A 20,973-nucleotide genomic window follows, 5' to 3' on the forward strand; every position below is an offset into this window, starting at 1 on the left:
GCGTCGCTCGGAGCGGTGCCGCGGGCGGCGGCGGGGCCGCGGCATCCGGCGCACCGGACGTCGCGGCCCCGCAGGCCGAGCACGCGCCGCCTCAGGCGAACCAGAGTGCGAGCTCGCGCTCGGCGGACTCCACCGAGTCGGAGCCGTGGATGAGGTTCTGCTGCACGGCGAGCCCCCAGTCGCGGCCGAAGTCGCCGCGGATGGTGCCGGGGAGGGCCGTGGTCGGGTCGGTGGCGCCCGCGAGCACGCGCACGCCCTCGATGACCCGGTTGCCGGCCACGCGCATGGCGACGACGGGGCCCGACTCCATGAACTCGAGGAGCGGCTCGTAGAAGGGCTTGCCCTCGTGCTCGGCGTAGTGCTCGGCGAGGATGTCGCGGCTGGGCTGCACCATCCGGATGTCGACGAGCGAGTAGCCCTTGTCCTCGATGCGACGGAGGATCTCGCCGGTGAGGTTGCGGGCCACCCCGTCGGGCTTCACGAGGACGAGGGTCTCTTCGATGGCGGTGGTCATGAGGGTTCCTTTCCTTGGTCCTGCTCCGCGGCGGCCTGGGCCGCCCGGGCACGGTCGATGCGCGCGCCGACGATCATGCAGTAGGCCCACATGCCGCCGAACAGCGCGCCGACGACGAACATCGCGGGGTTGAGCAGCCCGGACGCGAGGAGCAGCACCTGCAGGGCCCAGCCCAGCAGGTACCCCCATTCGTACCGGAGCAGCGGGATGGTGAGGGCGAGGCCGGCGATGACGAGACCGCCCGCGACCAGCGGCGCCCACGAGGGCAGCCCGAACGCGCCGCCGTCCTCACGCGAGAGTCCCCAGATCACGAGGGCCGCGAGGAAGACGACGACGACCTCGAAGACGAGCACGATCGACGCGAGGCTCTCGCGCACCGAACGCTCGCGGCGCGCCCGCCGCGCGTCGCCGGTCACCGGCCGCTCCAACCGCGGTCCTCGGCGATCTCGAGGACGTCGGCGACGAGCGTGACCGAGCCGGTCACGACCACGCCGCGCTTCTCGCCACGCGATGCCCACTCCCGCGCCTCGTCGAGCGCGTCGTCGAGTCGCTCGGCGGTCCCGACCCGGTCGGGTCCGAGCACCGGAGCGATCCGCTCGGCGAGTCGCTCCGGGTCGATGGCACGATCGGAATCGGACCGGGTCGCGATCACGTGCGCACCGGTCGGCGCCAGCGCGCTCGCGATGCCCTCGGCGTCCTTGTCGCCGAGCACGCCGAGCACGATGACGAGCTCGTCGAAGTCGAAGTACTCCTCCAGCGCCTGGACGAGCGCCGCGGCGCCGTGCGGGTTGTGCGCGGCGTCCACGAGGACGGTCGGATCGGTGGAGACGAGGTGCAGCCGGCCGGGCGAGGTCACCTCGGCGAACCCGGTCTCGAGCACCTCGTCGGCCAGGCGCACGGCGCGGCCGAGGAACGCCTCGGCGGCCGCGACCGCCACGGCGGCGTTCTCCGCCTGGTGACGCCCGTAGAGCGGCAGCGCGAGGTCGCGGTACTCCCCCGCGAGCCCGCGGATGGTGACGAGCTGGCCGCCGACGGCGACCTTCGAATCGAGCACGGCGAACGCGCCGCCCTCGACCGCGAGGCTCGCCTCGTTGCGCTCGGCCGCATCGCTCAGCGCCTGCAGCGCCTCGGGCTCCTGGAAGGCCGTCACGACCTCGGCGCCCGGCTTGATGATGCCGGCCTTGGTGCAGGCGATCTCCGCCACCGTTCGTCCGAGGCGGTCGGCGTGGTCGATCGCGATCGGCGTGATCACGGCGACCTGCCCGTCGGCGACGTTCGTGGAGTCCCACTCGCCGCCCATCCCGACCTCGAGCACGACGACGTCGACGGGTGCGTCGGCGAACGCGGCGAAGCCCAGTACCGTGAGGGCCTCGAAGAAGGTGAGGGCCGCCTCGCCGCGCGCGATGAGCTCGGCGTCGACGAGTTCGATCACGGGAGTGATCTCGTCCCAGATGCGAGCGACCGCCTCGTCGGCGATGGGTTCGCCGTCGATCCGGATGCGCTCGGTGAAGCGCGAGAGGTGCGGGCTCGTGAGCAGCCCGGTCCGCAGGCCCTGCGCGCGCAGGATCGACTCGATCATGCGACTCGTCGAGGTCTTGCCGTTCGTGCCCGTGAGGTGGATGACGGGAGCCGCGCGGTGCGGGTCGCCGAGCAGCTCGACGGCCCGCTGCGTCGCGTCGAGTCGCGGCTGCGGAGCGGCCTCGCCGATCCGGTCGAGCAGCGCCGCGTAGACGGCGTCGGCCGCGTCGCGGTCCTCGGGCGTGGACTCGATCGTCATGCCTTCTCCACCCCGATCCGTACGCGCGTGCCTCCGGCGAGCGGCTTGACCGCGTCGGCCTCGGCGTCGTCGAGGTCCCGGACGTCCAGGTCGACCGCGAGCGTCTCGCCGGTGATCAGGTCGCGGTGCGCCCGGGCCGCGGCGGCGCTCGGCGCATCGAGTGCGAGCGTCAGCCGGATCCGGTCGCCGACCTCGAGGCCCGCCGCCTTGCGCGACTCCTGCACCGCGCGGACGATGTCGCGCGCCATGCCCTCGGCCTCCAGTTCGGGCGTCGTGGCGATCTCGAGCAGCGCGAACCCGCCGTCGGCGAGCAGCCCCAGCGCCGACCCGTCGGCGTCGGCGCCGCCGGCCTCGAGGACGAGGTCGTACTCGCCGGGCTCGAGCGCGATGCCGCCCGCGACGACCGCGTCGCCGTCGACCGACCAGTCGCCCGACCGGGCGGCGCCGATGGCCTGCTGGACCTGCTTGCCGAGACGGGGGCCGGCGGCGCGCGCGTTGACCGTCAGGCGCTTGGTCACGCCGTAGGCCGCCGCGCTGGACTCGTCGAGGGCGACGAGCTCGACGCGCTTGACGTTGAGCTCGTCGCGCAGGATCGCCTCGAACGGCGCGAGGGCCGCGGCATCCGCCGTCACGACCGTGAGCGACGCGAGCGGCAGGCGCACCCGGCGCCCCGCCTGCTTGCGCAGCGCGAGCACCGCACCCGTGACCTCGCGCACCGCGTCCATCGCCGCGACGAGCTCGGGGTCGGCCGGGAACTCCTCCGCCTCCGGCCAGTCGGCCAGGTGCACGCTGCGGCCGCCGGTGAGCCCGCGCCAGACCTTCTCGGTCACCAGCGGGAGCAGCGGCGCCGCGAGGCGCGTGAGCGTCTCGAGCACGGTGGCGAGCGTGTCGAACGCCTCGGCGCCCGTGCCGTCCTCGCCGACGCCCTCCCAGAACCGGTCGCGCGAGCGGCGCACGTACCAGTTCGTGAGCACGTCGCCGAAGTCGCGCAGCTTCTGCGCGGCCAGGGGCGAGTCGAACGCCTCGAGGTCGGCCGTGACGGACTCGACGAGGTCGCGCAGCTTCGCGAGCAGGTACCGGTCGAGCACGTCGGTCGAATCGGTGCGGCGTGCGGCCTCGTAGCCGCCCTCGCGCGCCGAGTTGGCGTAGAGCGAGAAGAAGTACCACGTGCTCCAGAGCGGCAGCATGAACTGCCGCACGCCCTCGCGGATGCCCTCCTCGGTGACGACGAGGTTGCCGCCGCGGAGCACCGAGCTGGACATCAGGAACCAGCGCATCGCATCGGAGCCGTCGCGGTCGAAGACCTCGTTCACGTCGGGGTAGTTGCGCAGCGACTTCGACATCTTCTGCCCGTCGTTGCCGAGCACGATGCCGTGGCTCACGACGTTCTCGAACGCCGGGCGGTCGAAGAGCGCCGTGGAGAGCACGTGCAGCGTGTAGAACCAGCCGCGCGTCTGCCCGATGTACTCGACGATGAAGTCGGCCGGGCTGTGGGTGTCGAACCACTCGCGGTTCTCGAACGGGTAGTGCACCTGCGCGAACGGCATCGAGCCGGAGTCGAACCACACGTCGAGCACGTCGGGGATGCGGCGCATCGTGCTCCGCCCCGTCGGGTCGTCGGGGTTCGGCCGGGTCAGCTCGTCGATGTACGGCCGGTGCAGGTCGGGCTCGCCGTGCTGGTTCAGCGGCAGTCGGCCGAAGTCGCGCTCGAGCTCCTCGAGCGATCCGTACACGTCGACGCGCGGGTACGCCGGGTCGTCGCTCTTCCACACCGGGATCGGCGAGCCCCAGTAGCGGTTCCGGCTGATCGACCAGTCGCGCGCGCCCGCGAGCCACTTGCCGAACTGGCCGTCCTTGACGTTGGCGGGCACCCACTCGACCTGCTGGTTCAGCTCCTCCATGCGCCCGCGGAACTCGGGCACGCGGACGAACCAGCTCGACACGGCGCGGTAGATGAGCGGGTTCCGGCAGCGCCAGCAGTGCGGGTAGGAGTGCTCGTAGCTCGCCTGGCGCAGGAGCCGGCCCTCGGCCCTGAGCAGCTGCGTGAGGGGCTTGTTCGCGTCGCTCCAGAGGAGCCCCGCGACATCCGTCACCTCGGGCAGGAACCTCCCGCCCTCGTCGACGGAGAGGATGACCGGGATGCCGGCCGCCTCGCACGCCTTCTGGTCCTCCTCGCCGTAGGCGGGGGCCTGGTGCACGATGCCCGTGCCGTCCTCGGTCGTGACGTAGTCGGCGACGAGGATGCTCCACGCGTTCTCGAGGCCCCAGCGCTCGACGTCGGCGTAGTAGTCGAAGAGACGGTCGTAGGTGACGCCCTCGAGCTCGGCACCGCGCACGGTGCGCTCGATCGCGGCGCGCGCGTCGTCGGCCGACTCGTAGCCGAGCTCCTTCGCGTAGTTGCCGACCAGGTCGCGCGCGATGAGGTACTCGGCACCGAGCACCTCGGTGTCGGATGCCGCGTCCGAGCCCTCGCGCAGCACCGTGGCGTCGGGCGTGCCGTTCGGGCCCGCCGGCACGACGGCGTACTCGATGTCCGGTCCGACCGCGAGGGCGAAGTTCGTCGGGAGCGTCCACGGCGTCGTCGTCCAGGCCAGAGCCCGCACGGCCGTCAGGCCGAGCGACTCGGCCTTCGCACCGGTGAGCGGGAAGGTGACCGTGACGGTCTGGTCCTGGCGCATCTTGTAGACGTCGTCGTCCATGCGGAGCTCGTGGTTCGACAGCGGCGTCTGGTCGCGCCAGCAGTAGGGCAGCACGCGGTGCCCCTCGTAGGCGAGCCCCTTCTCGTGCAGCTGCGCGAAGGCCCAGATCACCGACTCCATGAAGGTCACGTCGAGCGTCTTGTAGTCGTGCTCGAAGTCGACCCATCGCGCCTGCCGGGTGACGTACGCCTCCCACTCCTCGGTGTAGCGGAGCACGGCGTCGCGGGCGGCCTGGTTGAAGGCCGCGATGCCCATGCGCTCGATCTCGCTCTTGTCGGTGATGCCGAGCTGCCGCTCGGCCTCGAGCTCGGCGGGCAGGCCGTGCGTGTCCCAGCCGAACCGACGGTGGACCTGCTTGCCGCGCATGGTCTGGAAACGCGGGAAGACGTCCTTCGCGTATCCGGTGAGCAGGTGGCCGTAGTGCGGCAGCCCGTTCGCGAACGGCGGGCCGTCGTAGAAGACCCATTCCTCGGCGCCGTCGCGCTGGTCGATCGAGGCCTGGAAGGTGGCGTCGGCCTTCCAGTGGGCGAGCACCTCCTGCTCGATCGCCGGGAAGGACGGCGACGGCGTGACGGACTGCTGCTCGGGATCGTGGCCCTTGGGGTACAACGCTCGCTCCTGGTCGGGATTCGCCGGTTCACGAGGACGGCGGGTTCGTCGAACCCCTCCGCGGTACCACCCCGCTTGCCCCGGCGATGCCGGAGCCGCTCGTTCGTCAGCTGTGACGGGCTGGACCCGTTCGGTTCTACTGACGGCCCGGCCGCCGGGGCGGCCGTTCCGCGTTCTTCCGAAGACTCCCCGGTGATGGCCGGATCGATGTCGTTGCCGACCATCGTACCGTGCGGCGCGGTGCCGTCGCTCGCCGGAACCGCGTCCTCGCGCTCAGCGCCAGGCCGCGCGCACGAGCGCGAGCAGCGCGGGCTCGTCCACCCCGTTCAGCCGGGCCTCCTCGACGAGGTCGTGGATGGCGCCGGCGAGCGCGGTGTGGTGTCCGAGCCGCTTGGCGACCGTGGCCCCGCGCCCGGGATGCAGGTCGATGAACCCCTCGTCGCGGAGCATCCGGTAGGCCCGCAGCACCGTGTGGACGTTGACGTCGAGCGTCCGGGCGAGCGCCCTCGCCGGGGGCAGTCGCTCCCCGTATCCGATGCGGCCGTCGACGATCGCCGCACGGACGGCGTCGGCGAGGCGCTCGAAGATCGGGCCGGGCGCGGCGGGGTCGAGTCGGATCCGCACGCCTCGACGGTACGCCCGTCGACCGCGCAGTTCAATGCCTTGTGCTAGTGCGAATAGTTCAATCGGCTTGTCCCGCCCTCCCCGCGCTGTCAGGATGGCTCCCCGTGACCACCGCACCCCCCTCCCCCACGTCCCTCCCGCCCGCCTCGTCGCCCGTGCGCCGCGTGGCCTGGGCGTCGATGATCGGGACCTCGCTCGAGTCCTTCGACTTCTACGTCTTCGCGTACTTCAGCGCCTACTTCATCGGTCCCCTGTTCTTCGACCCGCTCGGGCGGTTCGGCGGCACGCTCGCCGCGTTCGCGACGGTCGGCGTCGCCTTCGTCGTGCGCCCGCTCGGCGCGGTGATCTTCGGCCACATGGGCGACCGCCTCGGCCGCCGGGCGACCCTGCTCTGGACCGTCGCGATCATGGGCGTCGCCACGGGCCTCATCGGCCTGCTGCCGACCTACGCCCAGGCCGGGTGGCTCGGCGCCGTGCTGCTCGTACTCCTGCGCGTCGCACAGGGCCTCTCCCTCGGCGGCGAGTGGGGCGGCTCCATCCTGCTCGCGACCGAGCACTCGAGCCCGGTCAAGCGCGCGTTCTACGCCGCCGTCCCGCAGCTCGGCTCGCCGGTCGGCTCGATCCTCTCCGCCGTCGTGTTCATCGTCATGACCCTGGCGCTGCCGGCCGAGGAGCTCGCCGCCTGGGGCTGGCGCATCCCGTTCCTCCTCGCGATCCCGCTGCTGCTCGTCTCGCTCTACCTCCGGCTCACGATCGACGAGACGCCGGTCTTCAAGACGGTCGTGTCGGAGCAGCGCCGCGACCGCGTGCCGTTCGCGACCATGTTCCGTGCGCAGCCCGTCGCACTGGTCGTCGCGTTCGGCGCCGCCCTGCTCGGCATCGGCTCGTACTCGCTGATGAACACGTACACGATCAACTACGGCGTCGGCACGCTGGGCTTCAGCTTCCAGGACCTGCTCGTGGCGACGACGATCGGCGGCCTGCTGCAGCTGGTGACGATCCCGCTCTTCGGCTGGTGGGCGACGCGGATCGGCTCCGCGCGGGTCGTCGCCTACGGCGCGATCGGCACCCTGCTGATCACGTTCCCGATGTACTGGCTGCTCCAGTTCGCGAGCTTCCCCGTGCTCGTGGGCACGATGATCGTCGGCGGCATCCTGCCGACCATGTCGTGGGCCGCGCTCGGCGGGCTCATGAACGACCTCTTCGCCGACCACTACCGCTACTCGGCGCTGTCGGTCGCCTACGCGGTGGCCGCGGCCGTGAGCGGGTTCATCCCGCTGCTCACGACGCTGCTCGGCGAGTCGACCGGATACGTGTGGTGGCACCCCGGCGTCGTGCTCGCACTGCTCTCGGCGATCACGCTGGTCTCCGCGTGGGCGGCGAGCCGCATGCGGCACGCCCCGATCGCCGAGGACGGCCGCGAGGTCGAGCCCGCCGCGGCCTGACGCGCACCGGATGCCGCGGGGACGTGTCGCCCCGCGGCATCCGCCGTGTCCGCCGTCGGATGTCGCCGGTCAGCGCGGTGTTCGGCGCACTCCGCTAGGCTTGATCGTCGCACATTCAGGCACCCCAACGGACTCGGTGCCGCACATACCGAATCGGAGCATCATGACCGACACCGCGCGCATTCCCGACAAGCCCGCCCTCGAGGGCCTCGAGACGAAGTGGGGCGGGGTCTGGGAGACCGAGGGCACCTACCGGTTCGACCGCACCGGGGCGACGCGCGAGTGCATGTACTCGATCGACACTCCGCCGCCGACCGCGTCCGGCTCCCTGCACATCGGGCACGTGTTCTCGTACACGCACACCGACCTCGTGGCGCGCTTCCAGCGGATGCGGGGCAAGCACGTCTTCTACCCGATCGGCTGGGACGACAACGGCCTTCCCACCGAGCGCCGGGTGCAGAACTACTACGGCGTGCGCTGCGACCCGTCGCTGCCGTACGAGGCCGACTTCACGCCGCCGCACGAGGGGGGCGAGGGCAAGAGCATCAAGGCCGCCGACCAGAAGCCGATCAGCCGCCGCAACTTCATCGAGCTCTGCGAGCGCCTCACCGCCGAGGACGAGCAGCAGTTCGAGGCGCTGTTCCGCCAGCTCGCGATCTCGGTGGACTGGACTCAGACGTATCGCACCATCGCCGACGAGGCGCTCTTCACCTCGCAGCTCGCGTTCCTCCGCAACGTCGAGCGCGGCGAGGCCTACCAGGCCCTCGCGCCCACCCTGTGGGACGTCACGTTCCGCACCGCCGTCGCGCAGGCCGAACTCGAGGACCGCGAGCAGCCCGGGCACTACCACCGGGTCGCCTTCGCGAAGCCCGACGGCGGGCACGTCGAGATCGAGACGAGCCGGCCCGAACTGATCCCCGCGTGCGTGGCCTTGGTCGCGCACCCCGACGACGAGCGATACCAGCCGCTCTTCGGCACGACCGTCACCACGCCCGTGTTCGGCGTGGAGGTCCCCGTCGTGGCCCACCACCTCGCCCAGAAGGACAAGGGCACCGGCATCGCCATGATCTGCACGTTCGGCGACGTGACCGACGTCGTCTGGTGGCGCGAGCTGAACCTGCCCAACCGCGCGATCATCGGCTTCGACGGCCGTGTCATCGCCGAGGCGCCCGAGGCCATCACCACCGAGGCCGGACGCGAGGCCTACGCGAAGCTCGCCGGCAAGACCCCGTTCTCCGCCAAGCAGGCCGTGGTCGACCTCCTTCGCGAGTCCGGCGATCTCCTCGCCGACCCGAAGGCGATCACCCACCCGGTCAAGTTCTTCGAGAAGGGCGACCGCCCGCTCGAGATCGTGTCGACGCGCCAGTGGTACATCGTCAACGGCGCACGTGACGAGGCGTTGAAGTCGAAGCTGGTCGACCGCGGCCGCGAGATCGACTGGCACCCCGACTTCATGCGCGTGCGCTACGAGAACTGGGTCGGCGGCCTGTCGGGCGACTGGCTCGTCTCGCGCCAGCGCTTCTTCGGCGTGCCGATCCCGGTCTGGTACCCGATCGACGGCTCGGGCGACCCCGTGTTCGACGAGCCCATCCTCGCCACCCCGGAGATGCTGCCGATCGACCCGTCGTCGGCGCCGGCCCCCGGCTACGAGGAGTCGCAGCGCGGCGAGCCGAACGGCTTCATCGGCGAGCACGACGTCATGGACACCTGGGCCACGTCCTCGCTCACGCCGCAGCTCGCGGGCGGCTGGGAGCGCGATCCCGAGCTGTTCGACCTCGTGTTCCCGTACTCGCTGCGGCCTCAGGGGCAGGACATCATCCGGACCTGGCTGTTCTCCACGACCCTGCGCGCCGAGCTCGAGCACGACCTGGCCCCCTGGGCGAACGCGGCGGTCTCCGGCTTCATCGTCGACCCGGACCGCAAGAAGATGTCGAAGTCGAAGGGCAACGTCGTGACGCCCGCCGGGCTCCTCGACCAGCACGGGGCCGACGCGGTGCGCTACTGGGCGGCATCGTCGCGTCTCGGAACCGACGCGGCCTTCGACCCCCAGAACCCGACGCAGGTGAAGATCGGCCGGCGACTCGCGATCAAGGTGCTGAACGCCGCGAAGTTCATCCTCGGCTTCGAGGGCGCCGCCGACGCGCCCGTGACGGTCCCCGTCGACCGCAGCATGCTCGCGGGGCTCGCGACCGTGGTCGAGCAGGCCACGCGCGCGCTGGAGTCCTACGATCACGCCCGCGCGCTCGAGCTGACCGAGACCTTCTTCTGGACCTTCTGCGACGACTACCTCGAACTCGTCAAGGAGCGCGCCTACGGCGAGGCCAGCCCCGAGCAGGCGTCCGCGGTCGCCGGGCTGAAGACCGCGCTGAGCGTGATGCTGCGGCTGTTCGCACCCGTGATCCCGTATGCCGCGGAAGAGGCCTGGAGCTGGTCGAACGAGGGCTCGGTGCACGTGGCATCCTGGCCGACCGTCGACGAACTGTCCGCCCGCGGCGACGCGGGAGTGGAACTGCTCGAGCTCGCGAGCCTCGCACTCACCGGCATCCGCCGCGCCAAGACCGATGCGAAGGCCTCGCAGAAGACGCCGGTCGCGTCGGCGGTCATCGCCGCGCCGGAGTCCGCGGCGACGCTGCTCGCCTCGGCCGAGGGCGACCTGCGCGCGGTGGGCCGCATCGCCGATCTCCGGTTCGCCGACGGCGAGGAGCTGCAGGTCCGCGACGTGGTCCTCGAGACCGCGCAGGAGGAGGCGCGCGCATGACGGTGACGGTTCGCGAGGTCGCCGAGAACGACTTCTTCGGGTGGCTGCCGCTCTTCGACGCGTACTGCTCGAGCCGCGGCGTGCAGGTCGACGACACGAAGGCGCTCATCGTCTGGTCGTGGGTCCAGAACCCGGGCAGCGCGCTGCGAGCGGCGGTCGCGGTCGACGACGCCGGAGAGCTGGTCGGGCTCGTGCACTTCCACCCCGAGCCGCGCACGCTCGACTCGACCATCGGCATCGAGGTCGACGACCTCTTCGTCGTCGAGGCGCATCGGCGTGGCGGCGTCGCGGCGCAGCTGCTCGAGCGCGTCCGCCAGGTTGCACGCGAGGTGCATGCCACGCGCATCACGTGGGCGAACGATCCGGGCGACGCCGCGGGCCTCTCGATCTCCCAGCAGGTCGCCCGACGGTCCGACGCGGTCGTCTTCGAGATGGCGCTCTGATGCAGCTCGGTACGCGCTGGGCGTTCGGCGAGGAGCCCCCGCGGTCGGTTCCGATCGAGATCCGGCCGGGCATCGCCGCGGCCGAGGCGGACGCCGCGGACGGGGCCGGCCGGCACTGGACGTTGACCTGGCTCGAGGGGCGCCCGATCGCGGAACTCGACGACGGCACGACGGTGACGATCGAGCCCGACCCCGGCGTCGTGTCCGACGTCGACGACGCCGACGGGTGGTGACCCGACCCCCGTCGCGATGACCGGCGGCGTGCCGCACGCCGGGACGGGACGGCGCCGCGTCAGGCGCGTGCGACCACCTCGCCGTGCGGCATGAGCAGCCAGCCGTCGGGGTCCGCCGCCCAGCGCAGCCACGCGGCGGAGATCGCCTCGAGTTCGGCGCGCGACGAGTGGCCGGACTCGATGGCGTGCACCGCGAACGCCGACTCGAGCGTACGTTCCGCCCAGCTGCCGCCCCACCACTCCCGGTCGCTCGCCGACGCGAAGACCCAGACCGACCCCGTGGCCTGCAGTTCGGTGAATCCGGCCTCGCGGACCCACCTGGTCAGCTGGCGGCCGGCATGGCCGTCGCCGCCGTTCCAGGCGCAGATGGCCTCGTTGAGCGCACGCCAGCGCTCGAGTTCGGCCGACGCGGGGCTCCACAGGATCCCCCCGTAGTCGACGTCGCGGACCGCGACGATCCCGCCGGGCCGGAGCACGCGCCGCGCCTCGCGCAGGGCATCCAGCGGACGCGCGAGGTGCTGCAGCACCTGGTGGGCGTGCACGACGTCGAAGGCGGCGTCGGCGAACGGCAACGCGTACGCGTCACCGACCCTGAACTCGGCGTTCGGGACGGCCTCGCTGCGGGCGAGCCCGTTCGCGCGCTCGACGACCTCGACCGACGCATCGAGCCCGATCACGCGGCCGGGGCGCACCCGGTGCGCGAGGTCGAGCGTGATGGTCCCGGCCCGCTGCCGAGGTCGAGGACGTCGAGCCCGGCGCGCAGGTGCGGCAGCAGGTACGCCGCGGAGTTCTCGGCCGTTCGCCACGCGTGCACCCGCAGCACGCTGGCGTGATGCCCGTGGGTGTACGCGTCGCGCGGCGGCACGGCTGGCTCGGTCATCTCTCGACCCTATTGCGCCGATCCGGGGGTCGGCCGGGTCGACCGACCCGTCGAGGTGCGACGGCGCGGACTCCCGGGAGACGACGAGGGGAGGCTCCCTCCGGAGCCTCCCCTCGTCGAGCTGAGCGTCAGATCGCGAAGCCGAGTGCGCGCATCATGTCGCGCCCGTCGTCCGTGATCCGCTCGGGGCCCCACGGCGGCATCCACACCCAGTTGATGCGGAAGCGCTCCACGGTGCCGTCCAGCGCCTCGGCGGTCTGCTCCTCGATGACGTCGGTCAGCGGGCAGCCGGCGCTGGTCAGGGTCATGTTGACCACGAGCGCGTCATGCTCGTCGTCCCAGTTCAGGTCGTAGATGAGCCCCAGGTCGACGATGTTGACGCCGAGCTCGGGGTCCACGACGTCCTTCAGCGCCTCGCTGATCTCGTCGTAGCGCTCGGGTGCGAGTGAGGTGACCATGTCCGTCAGGATACGCCCGGTTACTGGGTCGCCGACTCGGCGACGTGGTAACGGTCGTAGCCCTCCTCCTCGAGGCGATCGGCGAGCTCGGGGCCGCCCTGCTCGGCGATCTTGCCCGCGACGAACACGTGCACGAAGTCCGGCGTGATGTACCGGAGGATGCGCGTGTAGTGGGTGATCAGCAGGATGCCGAGGCCGGTGTTCTCGTGGGCGCGGTTCACGCCCTCCGAGACGACCTTGAGCGCGTCGACGTCGAGTCCCGAGTCGGTCTCGTCGAGCACCGCGAACTTCGGCTTCAGCAGCTCGAGCTGCAGGATCTCGTTGCGCTTCTTCTCGCCGCCCGAGAAGCCCTCGTTGACGTTGCGCTCCGCGAAGGCGGAGTCCATCCGCAGGTTCGTCATGGCCCCGCGGACGTCCTTCAGCCACGTGCGGATCGAGGGCGCCTCGCCGTCGATCGCCGTCTTCGCGGTGCGGAGGAAGTTGGTGACGGTGACGCCGGGGATCTCGACCGGGTACTGCATCGCGAGGAACATCCCGGCGCGGGCGCGCTCGTCGACCGACATCTCGAGCACGTTCTCGCCGTCGAGGAGGATCTCGCCCTCGACCACGGTGTACTTCGGGTGGCCGGCGATCGTGTAGGCGAGGGTCGACTTGCCGGAGCCGTTCGGCCCCATGATGGCGTGGATCTCGCCCTCGCGGATGGTCAGGTCGACGCCGCGGAGGATCTCGCGGGTGCCCTGGTCGGTCTCGACGTTGACGTGCAGGTTCTTGATCTCGAGCACGGACATGGTATTCGGTGGTCTCTTTCGTTCGTGGCGGCCGCGTCGGGCCGGATGTCGGTGAAGTCGGTGGTCAGACGGCGAGGGTGACCGTCGGGTCGATGAACACGCCCCCGTCGGTGATCTCGACCTGGTAGACGGGAACGGGCTCGTACGCGGGGAGCGTCAGCGGCTTGCCGGTGAGGAGCGAGAACTTGGAGCCGTGGGCCCAGCACTCGAGCGTGTCGTCCTCGACGAAGCCCTCGGAGAGCGAGATGTCGCCGTGGGTGCAGGTGTCGCCGATGGCGAAGATGTCCCCGGCGGCGTCCTTCACGACGGCGATGGGCACGCCGTCGACCTCGACCTTCCTGGCCTCGTTGACCGCGAGGTCGTCGACCCCGCACACGCGCGTGGCTGCCACGTCAGCTCCCCTGCAGTTCGGCTTCGAGCGCCTCCGTCAGGCGCCCCTCGAGCTCGGCGTCGCCGATCTGCTGCACGACCTCCGCGAGGAAGCCGCGCACGACGAGGCGACGCGCCTCGTCCTCCGGGATGCCTCGAGCCTGGAGGTAGAACAGCTGCTCGTCGTCGAAGCGGCCCGTCGCCGAGGCGTGCCCCGCACCCTCGATGTCGCCGGTCTCGATCTCCAGGTTCGGGACCGAGTCGGCACGGGTGCCGTCGGTGAGCACGAGGTTGCGGTTCTGCTCGTAGCTGTCGGTGCCGACCGCGGCGTTGCCGATGAGCACGTCGCCGATCCAGACGCTGCGCGCGCCCTCGCCCTGCAGCGCGCCCTTGTAGGTCACGCGCGAGCGGGTGTGCGGGGCGTCGTGGTGCACGAAGACCTGCTGCTCGAGGTGCTGTCCGGCATCCGAGAAGTACATCCCGTAGGCCTCCACGTCGCTCCCCTGCTCGGCGAGGTGCGTCGACGGGTTGACCCGCACGACCTTGCCGCCGAGGGAGACGACGATGTGCTTCAGCTTGGCGTCGCGTCCGATGCGGGCGAAGTGGCTCGCGAGGTGGACCGACTCGTCGGACCACTCCTGCAGCGAGACGACCGTGAGGTTCGCGCCCTCGCCGACGACGATCTCGACGTTCTCGGCGAGTCGGGCATCGCCCGTGCCGCGCAGCACCACGAGGCCGCGGCTGTTGGGCGCCGCCTCGATGATCGTGTGCGCCGCGCGGGGCGTCTCGCCCAGGCCGGAGCGGGTCACGGTGGCCGTCTTGGCCTCCTCGCCGCCGACCTCGACGAGGAGCGCCTCGGCGAAGCCGGACCAGGCGTTGGCCGACGCGCGATCCTCGGGCAGCCCGGCTCGCCCGATGCGGGCGTCGTCGCGCGGGATCCACGAGACGTCGACGCCGGCGACGTCGGTCGCCTCGACCTCGACGCGCGAGCCGTCGAGCTCGCCGGAGGTCAGGTCCGCGAACGCGGCGACGGGCGAGTACTTCCACTCGTGCTCACGGCCAGTGACCGGCGCGAACTCGGCGACGTCGGTCGAGCGGAAGCGCTCCGAGCGGGTCTGGACCGGGACGACCGGGCCGTCCGAATGGGGGCGGAAGCCGTGCTGCTCCGCGGTGGGCATGGCGGTGCTCTGCATCGTCGTGCTCATCTGTCAGCCGACCGATCCTTCCATGCCCATCTCGATGAGCTTGTTGAGTTCCATCGCGTACTCCATGGGCAGCTCGCGCGCGATCGGCTCGATGAAGCCGCGCACGATCATCGCCATGGCCTCGTCCTCCGGCATGCCGCGCGACATCAGGTAGAACAGCTGCTCCTCGCTCACCTTCGAGACGGTCGCCTCGTGGCCGAGCTGGACGTCGTCGACGCGGATGTCGATCGCGGGGTAGGTGTCCGAGCGCGAGATGGTGTCGACCAGCAGCGCGTCGCATCGCACCGTGTTCGCCGAGTGGTGCGCGTTGGCGTCGACGCGGACCTCGCCGCGGTAGCCCGCGCGGCCGCCGCCGCGCGCGATCGACTTCGAGACGATCGACGACTGCGTGTACGGCGCCATGTGGATCATCTTCGCGCCGGCGTCCTGGTGCTGGCCCGGGCCCGCGAAGGCGACGGAGAGCGTCTCGCCCTTGGCGTGCTCGCCCATGAGGAAGATCGACGGGTACTTCATCGTCACCTTGGAGCCGATGTTGCCGTCGACCCACTCCATGGTGGCGCCCTCGTGCGCGACGGCGCGCTTGGTCACGAGGTTGTAGACGTTGTTCGACCAGTTCTGGATCGTCGTGTAGCGCACGCGGGCGTTCTTCTTCACGATGATCTCGACCACGGCCGAGTGCAGCGAGTCCGACTTGTAGATGGGGGCGGTGCAGCCCTCGATGTAGTGGACGTAGCTGTCCTCGTCGGCGATGATCAGGGTCCGCTCGAACTGGCCCATGTTCTCGGTGTTGATCCGGAAGTAGGCCTGCAGCGGGATCTCGACGTGCACGCCCTTCGGGACGTAGACGAACGAGCCGCCCGACCACACGGCGGTGTTCAGTGCGGCGAACTTGTTGTCGCCCGCGGGGATCACCGTGCCGAAGTACTCCTCGAAGAACTCGGGGTGCTCGCGCAGCGCGGTGTCGGTGTCGAGGAAGATGACGCCCTGCGCCTCGAGGTCCTCGCGGATCTGGTGGTAGACGACCTCGGACTCGTACTGTGCGGCGACACCCGCCACGAGGCGCTGGCGTTCGGCCTCCGGGATGCCGAGGCGCTCGTAGGTGTTGCGGATGTCCTCGGGGAGGTCCTCCCAGGTCTGGGCCTGCTTCTCGGTGGAACGGACGAAGTACTTGATGTTCTCGAAGTCGATCTCCGAGAGGTCGGCGCCCCAGGACGGCATCGGCTTGCGGTCGAACAGCTGGAGCCCGCGCATGCGGCGCTGCAGCATCCACTCCGGCTCGTCCTTCAGCCGCGAGATGTCGGCCACCACCTCGGGCGACAGACCGCGGCGAGCGGATGCGCCGGCCACGTCGGAGTCGGCCCAGCCGAACTCGTACGTGCCCAGCCCCTCCAACTCGGGGCGGTCGATGAGTACGTCCGTCATGCTCTCCCTCTTCTCCCCCCGCGCACCGGCTATCAGGCCGGCCCACCCCTGCTGCCCGGTCGAGGTGCCGCTGCGGTCGTGGGGTGATGTGCGGGTGGCTTCGTCGCGAACCTACAATGGTGATGCGCCGCGCGCGTGAGCGCGCCGACTCGCATCAACCAACCAAGTCTATAGGGTCGACCGGTTCCGAGGGCCCGACTCCCAGCGCCCTCCCACCGCGATCCGGATCAGGAACGACCAGCGTGAACCGCCTCATCGCGTGGCTGCCCGACCGCATCGACCGCCGCGTGCGCGTGGCGGCCTGGCTCTCGTTCGTGCTGAACGTGCTCATCATCGCCACGGGTGGAGCGGTGCGACTCACCGGGTCCGGACTCGGGTGCACGGACTGGCCGGTGTGCGTGCCGGGCTCGCTGACCCCGACCCCGGAGATGGGGATCCACGGCGTCATCGAGTTCGGGAACCGGACCATCAGCGGCCCGCTGCTGCTCACCGCCGTCGCGGTGGTGCTGTTCGTGTGGCGGATGCGTCGATCGCGTCGCGACCTGTTCGGCCTGGCGCTGCTCGTGCTCGCCCTGGTCCTGGTGCAGGCGCTCGTCGGCGGGATCGTCGTCTGGGAGGGGCTCGACGCGGTGCTCGTCGGATTCCACTACACGGTCTCCGTCGTCATCGTGTGCCTGACGGCGGCGTTCCTGCGGCGCATGAGCACGCCCGAGGGGCCGCGCGCCCGTGCGGTCCCCCGGCGGTTCGCGATCCTGACCCACGCGACGAGCCTCGTCCTGGCGGTGACGGTCCTCGTCGGCGTCGTGACGACGGCGTCCGGTCCGCACTCGGGCGACGAGGACGTCGTCCGGCAGGGGTTCGACGCGACGGTGCTGGCGCACGTCCACGCATGGCCCGGGTACCTGCTCGGGGTCCTCGTCGTCGTCCTCGCCGCCTGGGCCGCCGCGAAGCGGCTGCGTCCCCTGCCGTGGATCCTGACGCTCGGCGGCATCGTCCTCGTGCAGATCGCCGTGGGCCTCTACCAGGCGCGCAACGGGCTGCCGCCGGTCGCGGTCGGCGTGCACATGGTGCTCGCGGCGCTCTCGGCGGCGACGATGACGGTGCTGGTGCTGTCGCTCACGCACCCGACCGCGTCGGATGACGTGGAGGCCCCGCAGGCGGTCGCGGCCGCCGCCGACTGAGCGGAGCTCACTCCCCGGCGGCCGACCGATCCTCGTCGAGCCGGTGCACGAGGCGCGCCGACTCGACCCGGTTCGCCGAGCCGGTCTTCCCGAGCAGGTGCGAGACGTTCGTGCTCACGTCTTCTCGCTGATCATGGGCGCGCTCGCGATCTCCGCGTGGGTCCGCGGAGCCCTCCGCGGGCCGGGTCGCGGATCGCCCAGCAGGGACCGGCCGGAGGGAGGTCGGCGCCGCCGACCATTCGCCCGACGCGACTCAGACCGGCAGCAGCGGGTCGATCCCGATCGCGAGGAACAGCAGCGAGAGGTAGACGATCGAGCCGTGGAACACGCGCATCGGCGAGACCTCCTCGCCGCGCACGGCGAGCCCGTAGAGCCGGTGGCACTCGGCCACGAACCAGACGCCGATCACGACCGCGACGCTCGAGTAGAGCAGTCCCATGCCGGCGACGGGGATCAGCAGCAGCGACGCGGCGACCGTGGCCCACGCGTAGAGGATGACCTGGAGGCCGACCTGGGCGCGCCCGCGGACGACGGCGAGCATGGGCACCCCGGCGGCGGCGTAGTCGTCCTTGTACTTCATCGAGAGCGGCCAGTAGTGCGGCGGCGTCCAGAGGAAGATGATGAGGAACAGGATGAACGGCGCCCAGCTGAGGCTCTCGGTGACCGCGGCCCATCCGATCAGCACGGGCATGCAGCCGGCGACGCCGCCCCACACGATGTTCTGCGCGGTGCGGCGCTTGAGGATGAGGCTGTAGAAGACGACGTAGAGCAGGATGGCGGCGAGCGAGAGCAGCGCCGCGAGCCAGTTGGCGAACACCCAGAGCCACACGATCGACGCCGTGCCCAGCGCGTACGCGAAGACCAGCGCCTCGCGGTCGGTCAGCTCGCCGGTGACGAGCGGCCGCCCCTTGGTGCGCTTCATCACGCGATCGATGTCGCGATCGATGTAGCAGTTGAACGCACCCGCCGACCCGGCGCTCATCGCGCCGCCCACGAGCGTCGCGAGCAGGAGCCACAGGTCGGGCAGCCCGTTCGAGGCGAGGATCATGGTCGGCGCCGTGACCACGAGCAGCAGCTCGATCACCCGCGGCTTCGTGAGCGCGACGTACGCGGCGACCTTGCGTCGCACGCTCGTCGTCGGTCGAGCTTCACGGACGGTCGGCGCGGCCTGCATACATTCCTCTTCCGGGGGCACGCCGAAAGGACGAGGCGCGCGCATCCCGTTCGATTCTAGGCCATCCCCCGACCCTCGGATGGACGCGTCAAGGCCCGTCACAGTGGGCGGGCCAGTCCATATACTGAAGCCAGCGCGCCCGGCGGCGCGGATCCGACGTGCACTCCACCTGACGCATGTCCGGATCGGTCCCGGGCTCCACCGCGCCGTCGCGTTTCCCGGCGGGTCGGCGGCCGTATGGAGCGGCCCCGACGCCGTCACGACCGGAAGGAACAGCAACCCGTGGCAACTCTGCACTGGGACCACATCGACGATCGCGCGGTCGACACGGCGCGCGTGCTCGCCGCCGACGCCGTGGAGAAGGTCGGCAACGGCCACCCCGGCACGGCGATGAGCCTCGCCCCCGTCGCGTACCTCCTCTTCCAGAAGGTGATGCGTCGCGACCCGGCCGACCACGACTGGCTCGGCCGCGATCGCTTCATCCTCTCGGCGGGCCACAGCTCGCTCACGCAGTACGTCCAGCTCTACCTCGCCGGCGACGGCCTCGAGCTCGCCGACCTCGAGGCGCTGCGCACCTGGGGGTCGAAGACCCCGGGCCACCCCGAGTACGGGCACACGGCCGGCGTCGAGATCACGACCGGGCCGCTCGGCCAGGGACTCGCCTCCGCGGTCGGGTTCGCATACGCCTCGCGGTACGAGCGCGGCCTCTTCGACCCGGAGACCCCCGCGGGCGAGAGCCCGTTCGACCACCACGTCTACGTCATCGCCTCCGACGGCGACCTCGAGGAGGGCATCACGAGCGAGGCGTCCTCGCTCGCCGGCCACCAGGAGCTCGGCAACCTCGTCGTCATCTACGACTCGAACCAGATCTCGATCGAGGACGACACCGACATCGCCTTCACCGAGGACGTCGCGAAGCGCTACGAGGCCTACGGATGGCACGTGCAGACGGTCGACTGGAAGAAGTCGGGCGAGTACGTGGAGGACGTGCCCGAGCTCGACGCGGCGATCGAGGCGGCGAAGGCCGAGACCGGTCGCCCCTCGATCATCGTCCTGAAGACGATCATCGGCTGGCCCGCGCCGAACAAGCAGAACACCGGCAAGATCCACGGCTCCAAGCTCGGCGCCGAGGAGCTCGCCGCGACCAAGGAGATCCTCGGCTTCGATCCCGAGCAGCACTTCGCGGTGGCCGACGAGGTCATCGAGCGGACGCGCGCGAACGCGCGCGACCGGGCGGCCGAGGCGAAGCGCGACTGGCAGGCCTCGTTCGATGCCTGGGCCGAGGCGAACCCCGAGCGCAAGGCGCTGCTCGACCGCCTCGAGGCGGGCGAGCTGCCGGACGGCCTGGAGGACGCGCTGCCCGTGTTCGAGGCCGGATCGGACGTCTCGACGCGCGCCGCGTCCGGCAAGGTGATCAACGCGCTCGCCGCACACCTGCCCGAGATGTGGGGCGGGTCGGCCGACCTCGCCGAGTCGAACCTGACGACCATCAACGGCGCCGCCTCGTTCATCCCGACCGAGCACTCGACCCACGAGTTCCCGGGCAACCCCTACGGCCGGGTGCTGCACTTCGGCATCCGCGAGCACGCCATGGCCGCGATCCTGAACGGGATCGTGCTGCACGGCCCGACCCGCGCGTTCGGCGGCACGTTCCTGATCTTCAGCGACTACATGCGCCCCGCGGTGCGCCTGGCCGCGCTCATGGACATCCCGTCGATCTTCGTCTGGACGCACGACTCGGTCGCCCTCGGCGAGGACGGCCCGACGCACCAGCCGATCGAGCAGCTGAGCTCGCTGCGCGCCATCCCCAACCTGTCAGTGGTCCGGCCGGCCGACGCGAACGAGACCGCGTGGGCATGGCTCGAGATCCTGAAGCGCCGCGGCGGTCCGGCCGGCATCGCACTGACCCGCCAGAACGTGCCCGTCTTCGAGCGCGGCGACGGCTCGGCCTCGGGCGACACGCTCGCGGCGGCGTCGAACACCCCCAAGGGTGCGTACGTGCTCGCCGAAGGCGGATCGGGCGAGCCCGACGTGATCCTCATCGCGACCGGCTCCGAGGTGCAGGTCGCCCTCGCGGCGCGTGAGCAGCTCGCCGCCGACGGCATCGCCGCGCGCGTCGTGTCGGCCCCGAGCCTCGAATGGTTCGAGGAGCAGCCGGCCGAGTACCGCGAGTCCGTCCTCCCGTCCGCGGTCACGGCTCGCGTCAGCGTCGAGGCCGGCGTGGCGATGAGCTGGAACCGCTACCTCGGCTCGCGCGGCCGCGCGGTCTCGATCGAGCACTTCGGCGCGTCCGCCGACTACCAGACCCTGTTCCGCGAGTTCGGCATCACGCACGAGCACGTCGTCGCCGCCGCGAAGGAATCGCTCGCGTCGGACTGACCGGGCACGAAGGAG

The 20,973-nt window shown here is 71.1% G+C and carries 17 protein-coding genes and 1 pseudogene; 6 read left to right on the forward strand and 12 right to left on the reverse strand.

The genetic code is table 11. The features are described from left to right. Positions 1–91: 91 nt before the first annotated feature. From ndk to ABME01_RS06745, 5 genes are all read right to left on the reverse strand, one after another. Complete coding sequence (ndk, locus tag ABME01_RS06725; RefSeq protein WP_353827602.1) at positions 92–514, reverse strand: nucleoside-diphosphate kinase; 423 nt, start codon at positions 512–514, stop codon at positions 92–94. Beyond that, entirely contained in the window at positions 511–930 is a 420-nt protein-coding gene (locus ABME01_RS06730; protein WP_353827603.1) for a DUF4233 domain-containing protein, read from the reverse strand. Before ABME01_RS06730 ends, ndk begins: the two co-directional genes overlap by 4 nt. Next, positions 927–2,291, reverse strand: a complete 1,365-nt coding sequence (locus tag ABME01_RS06735) for a bifunctional folylpolyglutamate synthase/dihydrofolate synthase (RefSeq protein ID WP_353827604.1) — start codon at positions 2,289–2,291, stop codon at positions 927–929. Before ABME01_RS06735 ends, ABME01_RS06730 begins: the two co-directional genes overlap by 4 nt. After that, positions 2,288–5,599 (reverse strand): isoleucine--tRNA ligase, encoded by a 3,312-nt coding sequence (gene ileS / locus ABME01_RS06740; protein WP_353827605.1) that lies wholly within the window; start codon positions 5,597–5,599, stop codon positions 2,288–2,290. Before ileS ends, ABME01_RS06735 begins: the two co-directional genes overlap by 4 nt. A 273-nt stretch (positions 5,600–5,872) precedes the next feature. Continuing rightward, on the reverse strand, positions 5,873–6,223 hold the full coding sequence (locus tag ABME01_RS06745) for a GntR family transcriptional regulator (RefSeq protein ID WP_353827606.1): 351 nt from the start codon (positions 6,221–6,223) through the stop codon (positions 5,873–5,875). A gap of 104 nt (positions 6,224–6,327) precedes the next feature. On the opposite strand from ABME01_RS06745, the gene ABME01_RS06750 reads away from it, so the two are divergent. From ABME01_RS06750 to ABME01_RS06765, 4 genes are all read left to right on the forward strand, one after another. Continuing rightward, positions 6,328–7,668, forward strand: coding sequence for an MFS transporter (locus ABME01_RS06750; RefSeq protein WP_353827607.1), 1,341 nt, complete (start codon positions 6,328–6,330; stop codon positions 7,666–7,668). Positions 7,669–7,831: 163 nt separating this feature from the next. Then, a complete protein-coding gene (valS, locus tag ABME01_RS06755; RefSeq protein ID WP_353827608.1) occupies positions 7,832–10,426 on the forward strand; it encodes a valine--tRNA ligase in 2,595 nt (864 codons plus the stop codon). Continuing rightward, positions 10,423–10,869 (forward strand): GNAT family N-acetyltransferase, encoded by a 447-nt coding sequence (locus tag ABME01_RS06760; RefSeq protein WP_353827609.1) that lies wholly within the window; start codon positions 10,423–10,425, stop codon positions 10,867–10,869. The genes valS and ABME01_RS06760 overlap by 4 nt, the downstream gene beginning before the upstream one ends. Then, the gene (locus ABME01_RS06765; RefSeq protein WP_353827610.1) at positions 10,869–11,102 is read left to right on the forward strand and encodes a hypothetical protein; all 234 of its coding nucleotides are present in this window, start codon (positions 10,869–10,871) and stop codon (positions 11,100–11,102) included. The genes ABME01_RS06760 and ABME01_RS06765 overlap by 1 nt, the downstream gene beginning before the upstream one ends. A gap of 59 nt (positions 11,103–11,161) precedes the next feature. On the opposite strand, the pseudogene ABME01_RS06770 reads toward ABME01_RS06765, so the two are convergent. The 6 genes and pseudogenes from ABME01_RS06770 to sufB form a co-directional block, all read right to left on the reverse strand. Continuing rightward, a pseudogene (locus tag ABME01_RS06770) lies at positions 11,162–11,982 on the reverse strand (methyltransferase domain-containing protein). 128 nt (positions 11,983–12,110) lie between these two features. After that, positions 12,111–12,440 (reverse strand): metal-sulfur cluster assembly factor, encoded by a 330-nt coding sequence (locus ABME01_RS06775; RefSeq protein WP_344369016.1) that lies wholly within the window; start codon positions 12,438–12,440, stop codon positions 12,111–12,113. Between the two features lie 20 nt (positions 12,441–12,460). Continuing rightward, positions 12,461–13,228: a Fe-S cluster assembly ATPase SufC gene (gene sufC / locus ABME01_RS06780; protein ID WP_353827611.1), complete on the reverse strand. Its 768-nt coding sequence runs from the start codon at positions 13,226–13,228 to the stop codon at positions 12,461–12,463. Positions 13,229–13,292: 64 nt separating this feature from the next. Further along, positions 13,293–13,619, reverse strand: coding sequence for a non-heme iron oxygenase ferredoxin subunit (locus ABME01_RS06785; RefSeq protein ID WP_353827612.1), 327 nt, complete (start codon positions 13,617–13,619; stop codon positions 13,293–13,295). A gap of 1 nt (position 13,620) precedes the next feature. Beyond that, on the reverse strand, positions 13,621–14,802 hold the full coding sequence (sufD, locus tag ABME01_RS06790) for a Fe-S cluster assembly protein SufD (RefSeq protein WP_353827613.1): 1,182 nt from the start codon (positions 14,800–14,802) through the stop codon (positions 13,621–13,623). A gap of 3 nt (positions 14,803–14,805) precedes the next feature. Beyond that, positions 14,806–16,224, reverse strand: a complete 1,419-nt coding sequence (gene sufB / locus ABME01_RS06795; RefSeq protein ID WP_353827614.1) for a Fe-S cluster assembly protein SufB — start codon at positions 16,222–16,224, stop codon at positions 14,806–14,808. 242 nt (positions 16,225–16,466) lie between these two features. Here sufB and ABME01_RS06800 point away from each other — a divergent pair, with 242 nt between their 5' ends. After that, complete coding sequence (locus ABME01_RS06800; RefSeq protein WP_353827615.1) at positions 16,467–17,405, forward strand: COX15/CtaA family protein; 939 nt, start codon at positions 16,467–16,469, stop codon at positions 17,403–17,405. Between the two features lie 253 nt (positions 17,406–17,658). Here the strand turns inward: ABME01_RS06800 and ABME01_RS06805 are convergent, their stop codons facing one another. Beyond that, positions 17,659–18,579 carry a heme o synthase gene (locus ABME01_RS06805; protein WP_353827616.1) on the reverse strand — a complete coding sequence of 307 codons (921 nt, stop codon included), beginning with the start codon at positions 18,577–18,579 and terminating at the stop codon, positions 17,659–17,661. Between the two features lie 282 nt (positions 18,580–18,861). Between ABME01_RS06805 and tkt the strand changes: the two genes are divergently transcribed. Further along, positions 18,862–20,958, forward strand: a complete 2,097-nt coding sequence (tkt, locus tag ABME01_RS06810) for a transketolase (protein WP_353827617.1) — start codon at positions 18,862–18,864, stop codon at positions 20,956–20,958. Positions 20,959–20,973: the final 15 nt, after the last annotated feature.

Origin of the sequence: Agromyces litoreus (assembly GCF_040496015.1) — a bacterium.
Lineage (GTDB): Bacteria > Actinomycetota > Actinomycetes > Actinomycetales > Microbacteriaceae > Agromyces > Agromyces litoreus.

Coding starts and splice junctions, on each gene's coding strand:
- ndk (WP_353827602.1), bottom strand. CDS start 514: ATGACCACCGCCATCGAAGAGACCCTCGTCCTCGTGAAGCCCGACGGG.
- ABME01_RS06735 (WP_353827604.1), bottom strand. CDS start 2,291: ATGACGATCGAGTCCACGCCCGAGGACCGCGACGCGGCCGACGCCGTC.
- valS (WP_353827608.1), top strand. CDS start 7,832: ATGACCGACACCGCGCGCATTCCCGACAAGCCCGCCCTCGAGGGCCTC.
- ABME01_RS06760 (WP_353827609.1), top strand. CDS start 10,423: ATGACGGTGACGGTTCGCGAGGTCGCCGAGAACGACTTCTTCGGGTGG.
- ABME01_RS06765 (WP_353827610.1), top strand. CDS start 10,869: ATGCAGCTCGGTACGCGCTGGGCGTTCGGCGAGGAGCCCCCGCGGTCG.
- ABME01_RS06775 (WP_344369016.1), bottom strand. CDS start 12,440: ATGGTCACCTCACTCGCACCCGAGCGCTACGACGAGATCAGCGAGGCG.
- sufC (WP_353827611.1), bottom strand. CDS start 13,228: ATGTCCGTGCTCGAGATCAAGAACCTGCACGTCAACGTCGAGACCGAC.
- sufD (WP_353827613.1), bottom strand. CDS start 14,802: ATGAGCACGACGATGCAGAGCACCGCCATGCCCACCGCGGAGCAGCAC.
- sufB (WP_353827614.1), bottom strand. CDS start 16,224: ATGACGGACGTACTCATCGACCGCCCCGAGTTGGAGGGGCTGGGCACG.
- ABME01_RS06805 (WP_353827616.1), bottom strand. CDS start 18,579: ATGCAGGCCGCGCCGACCGTCCGTGAAGCTCGACCGACGACGAGCGTG.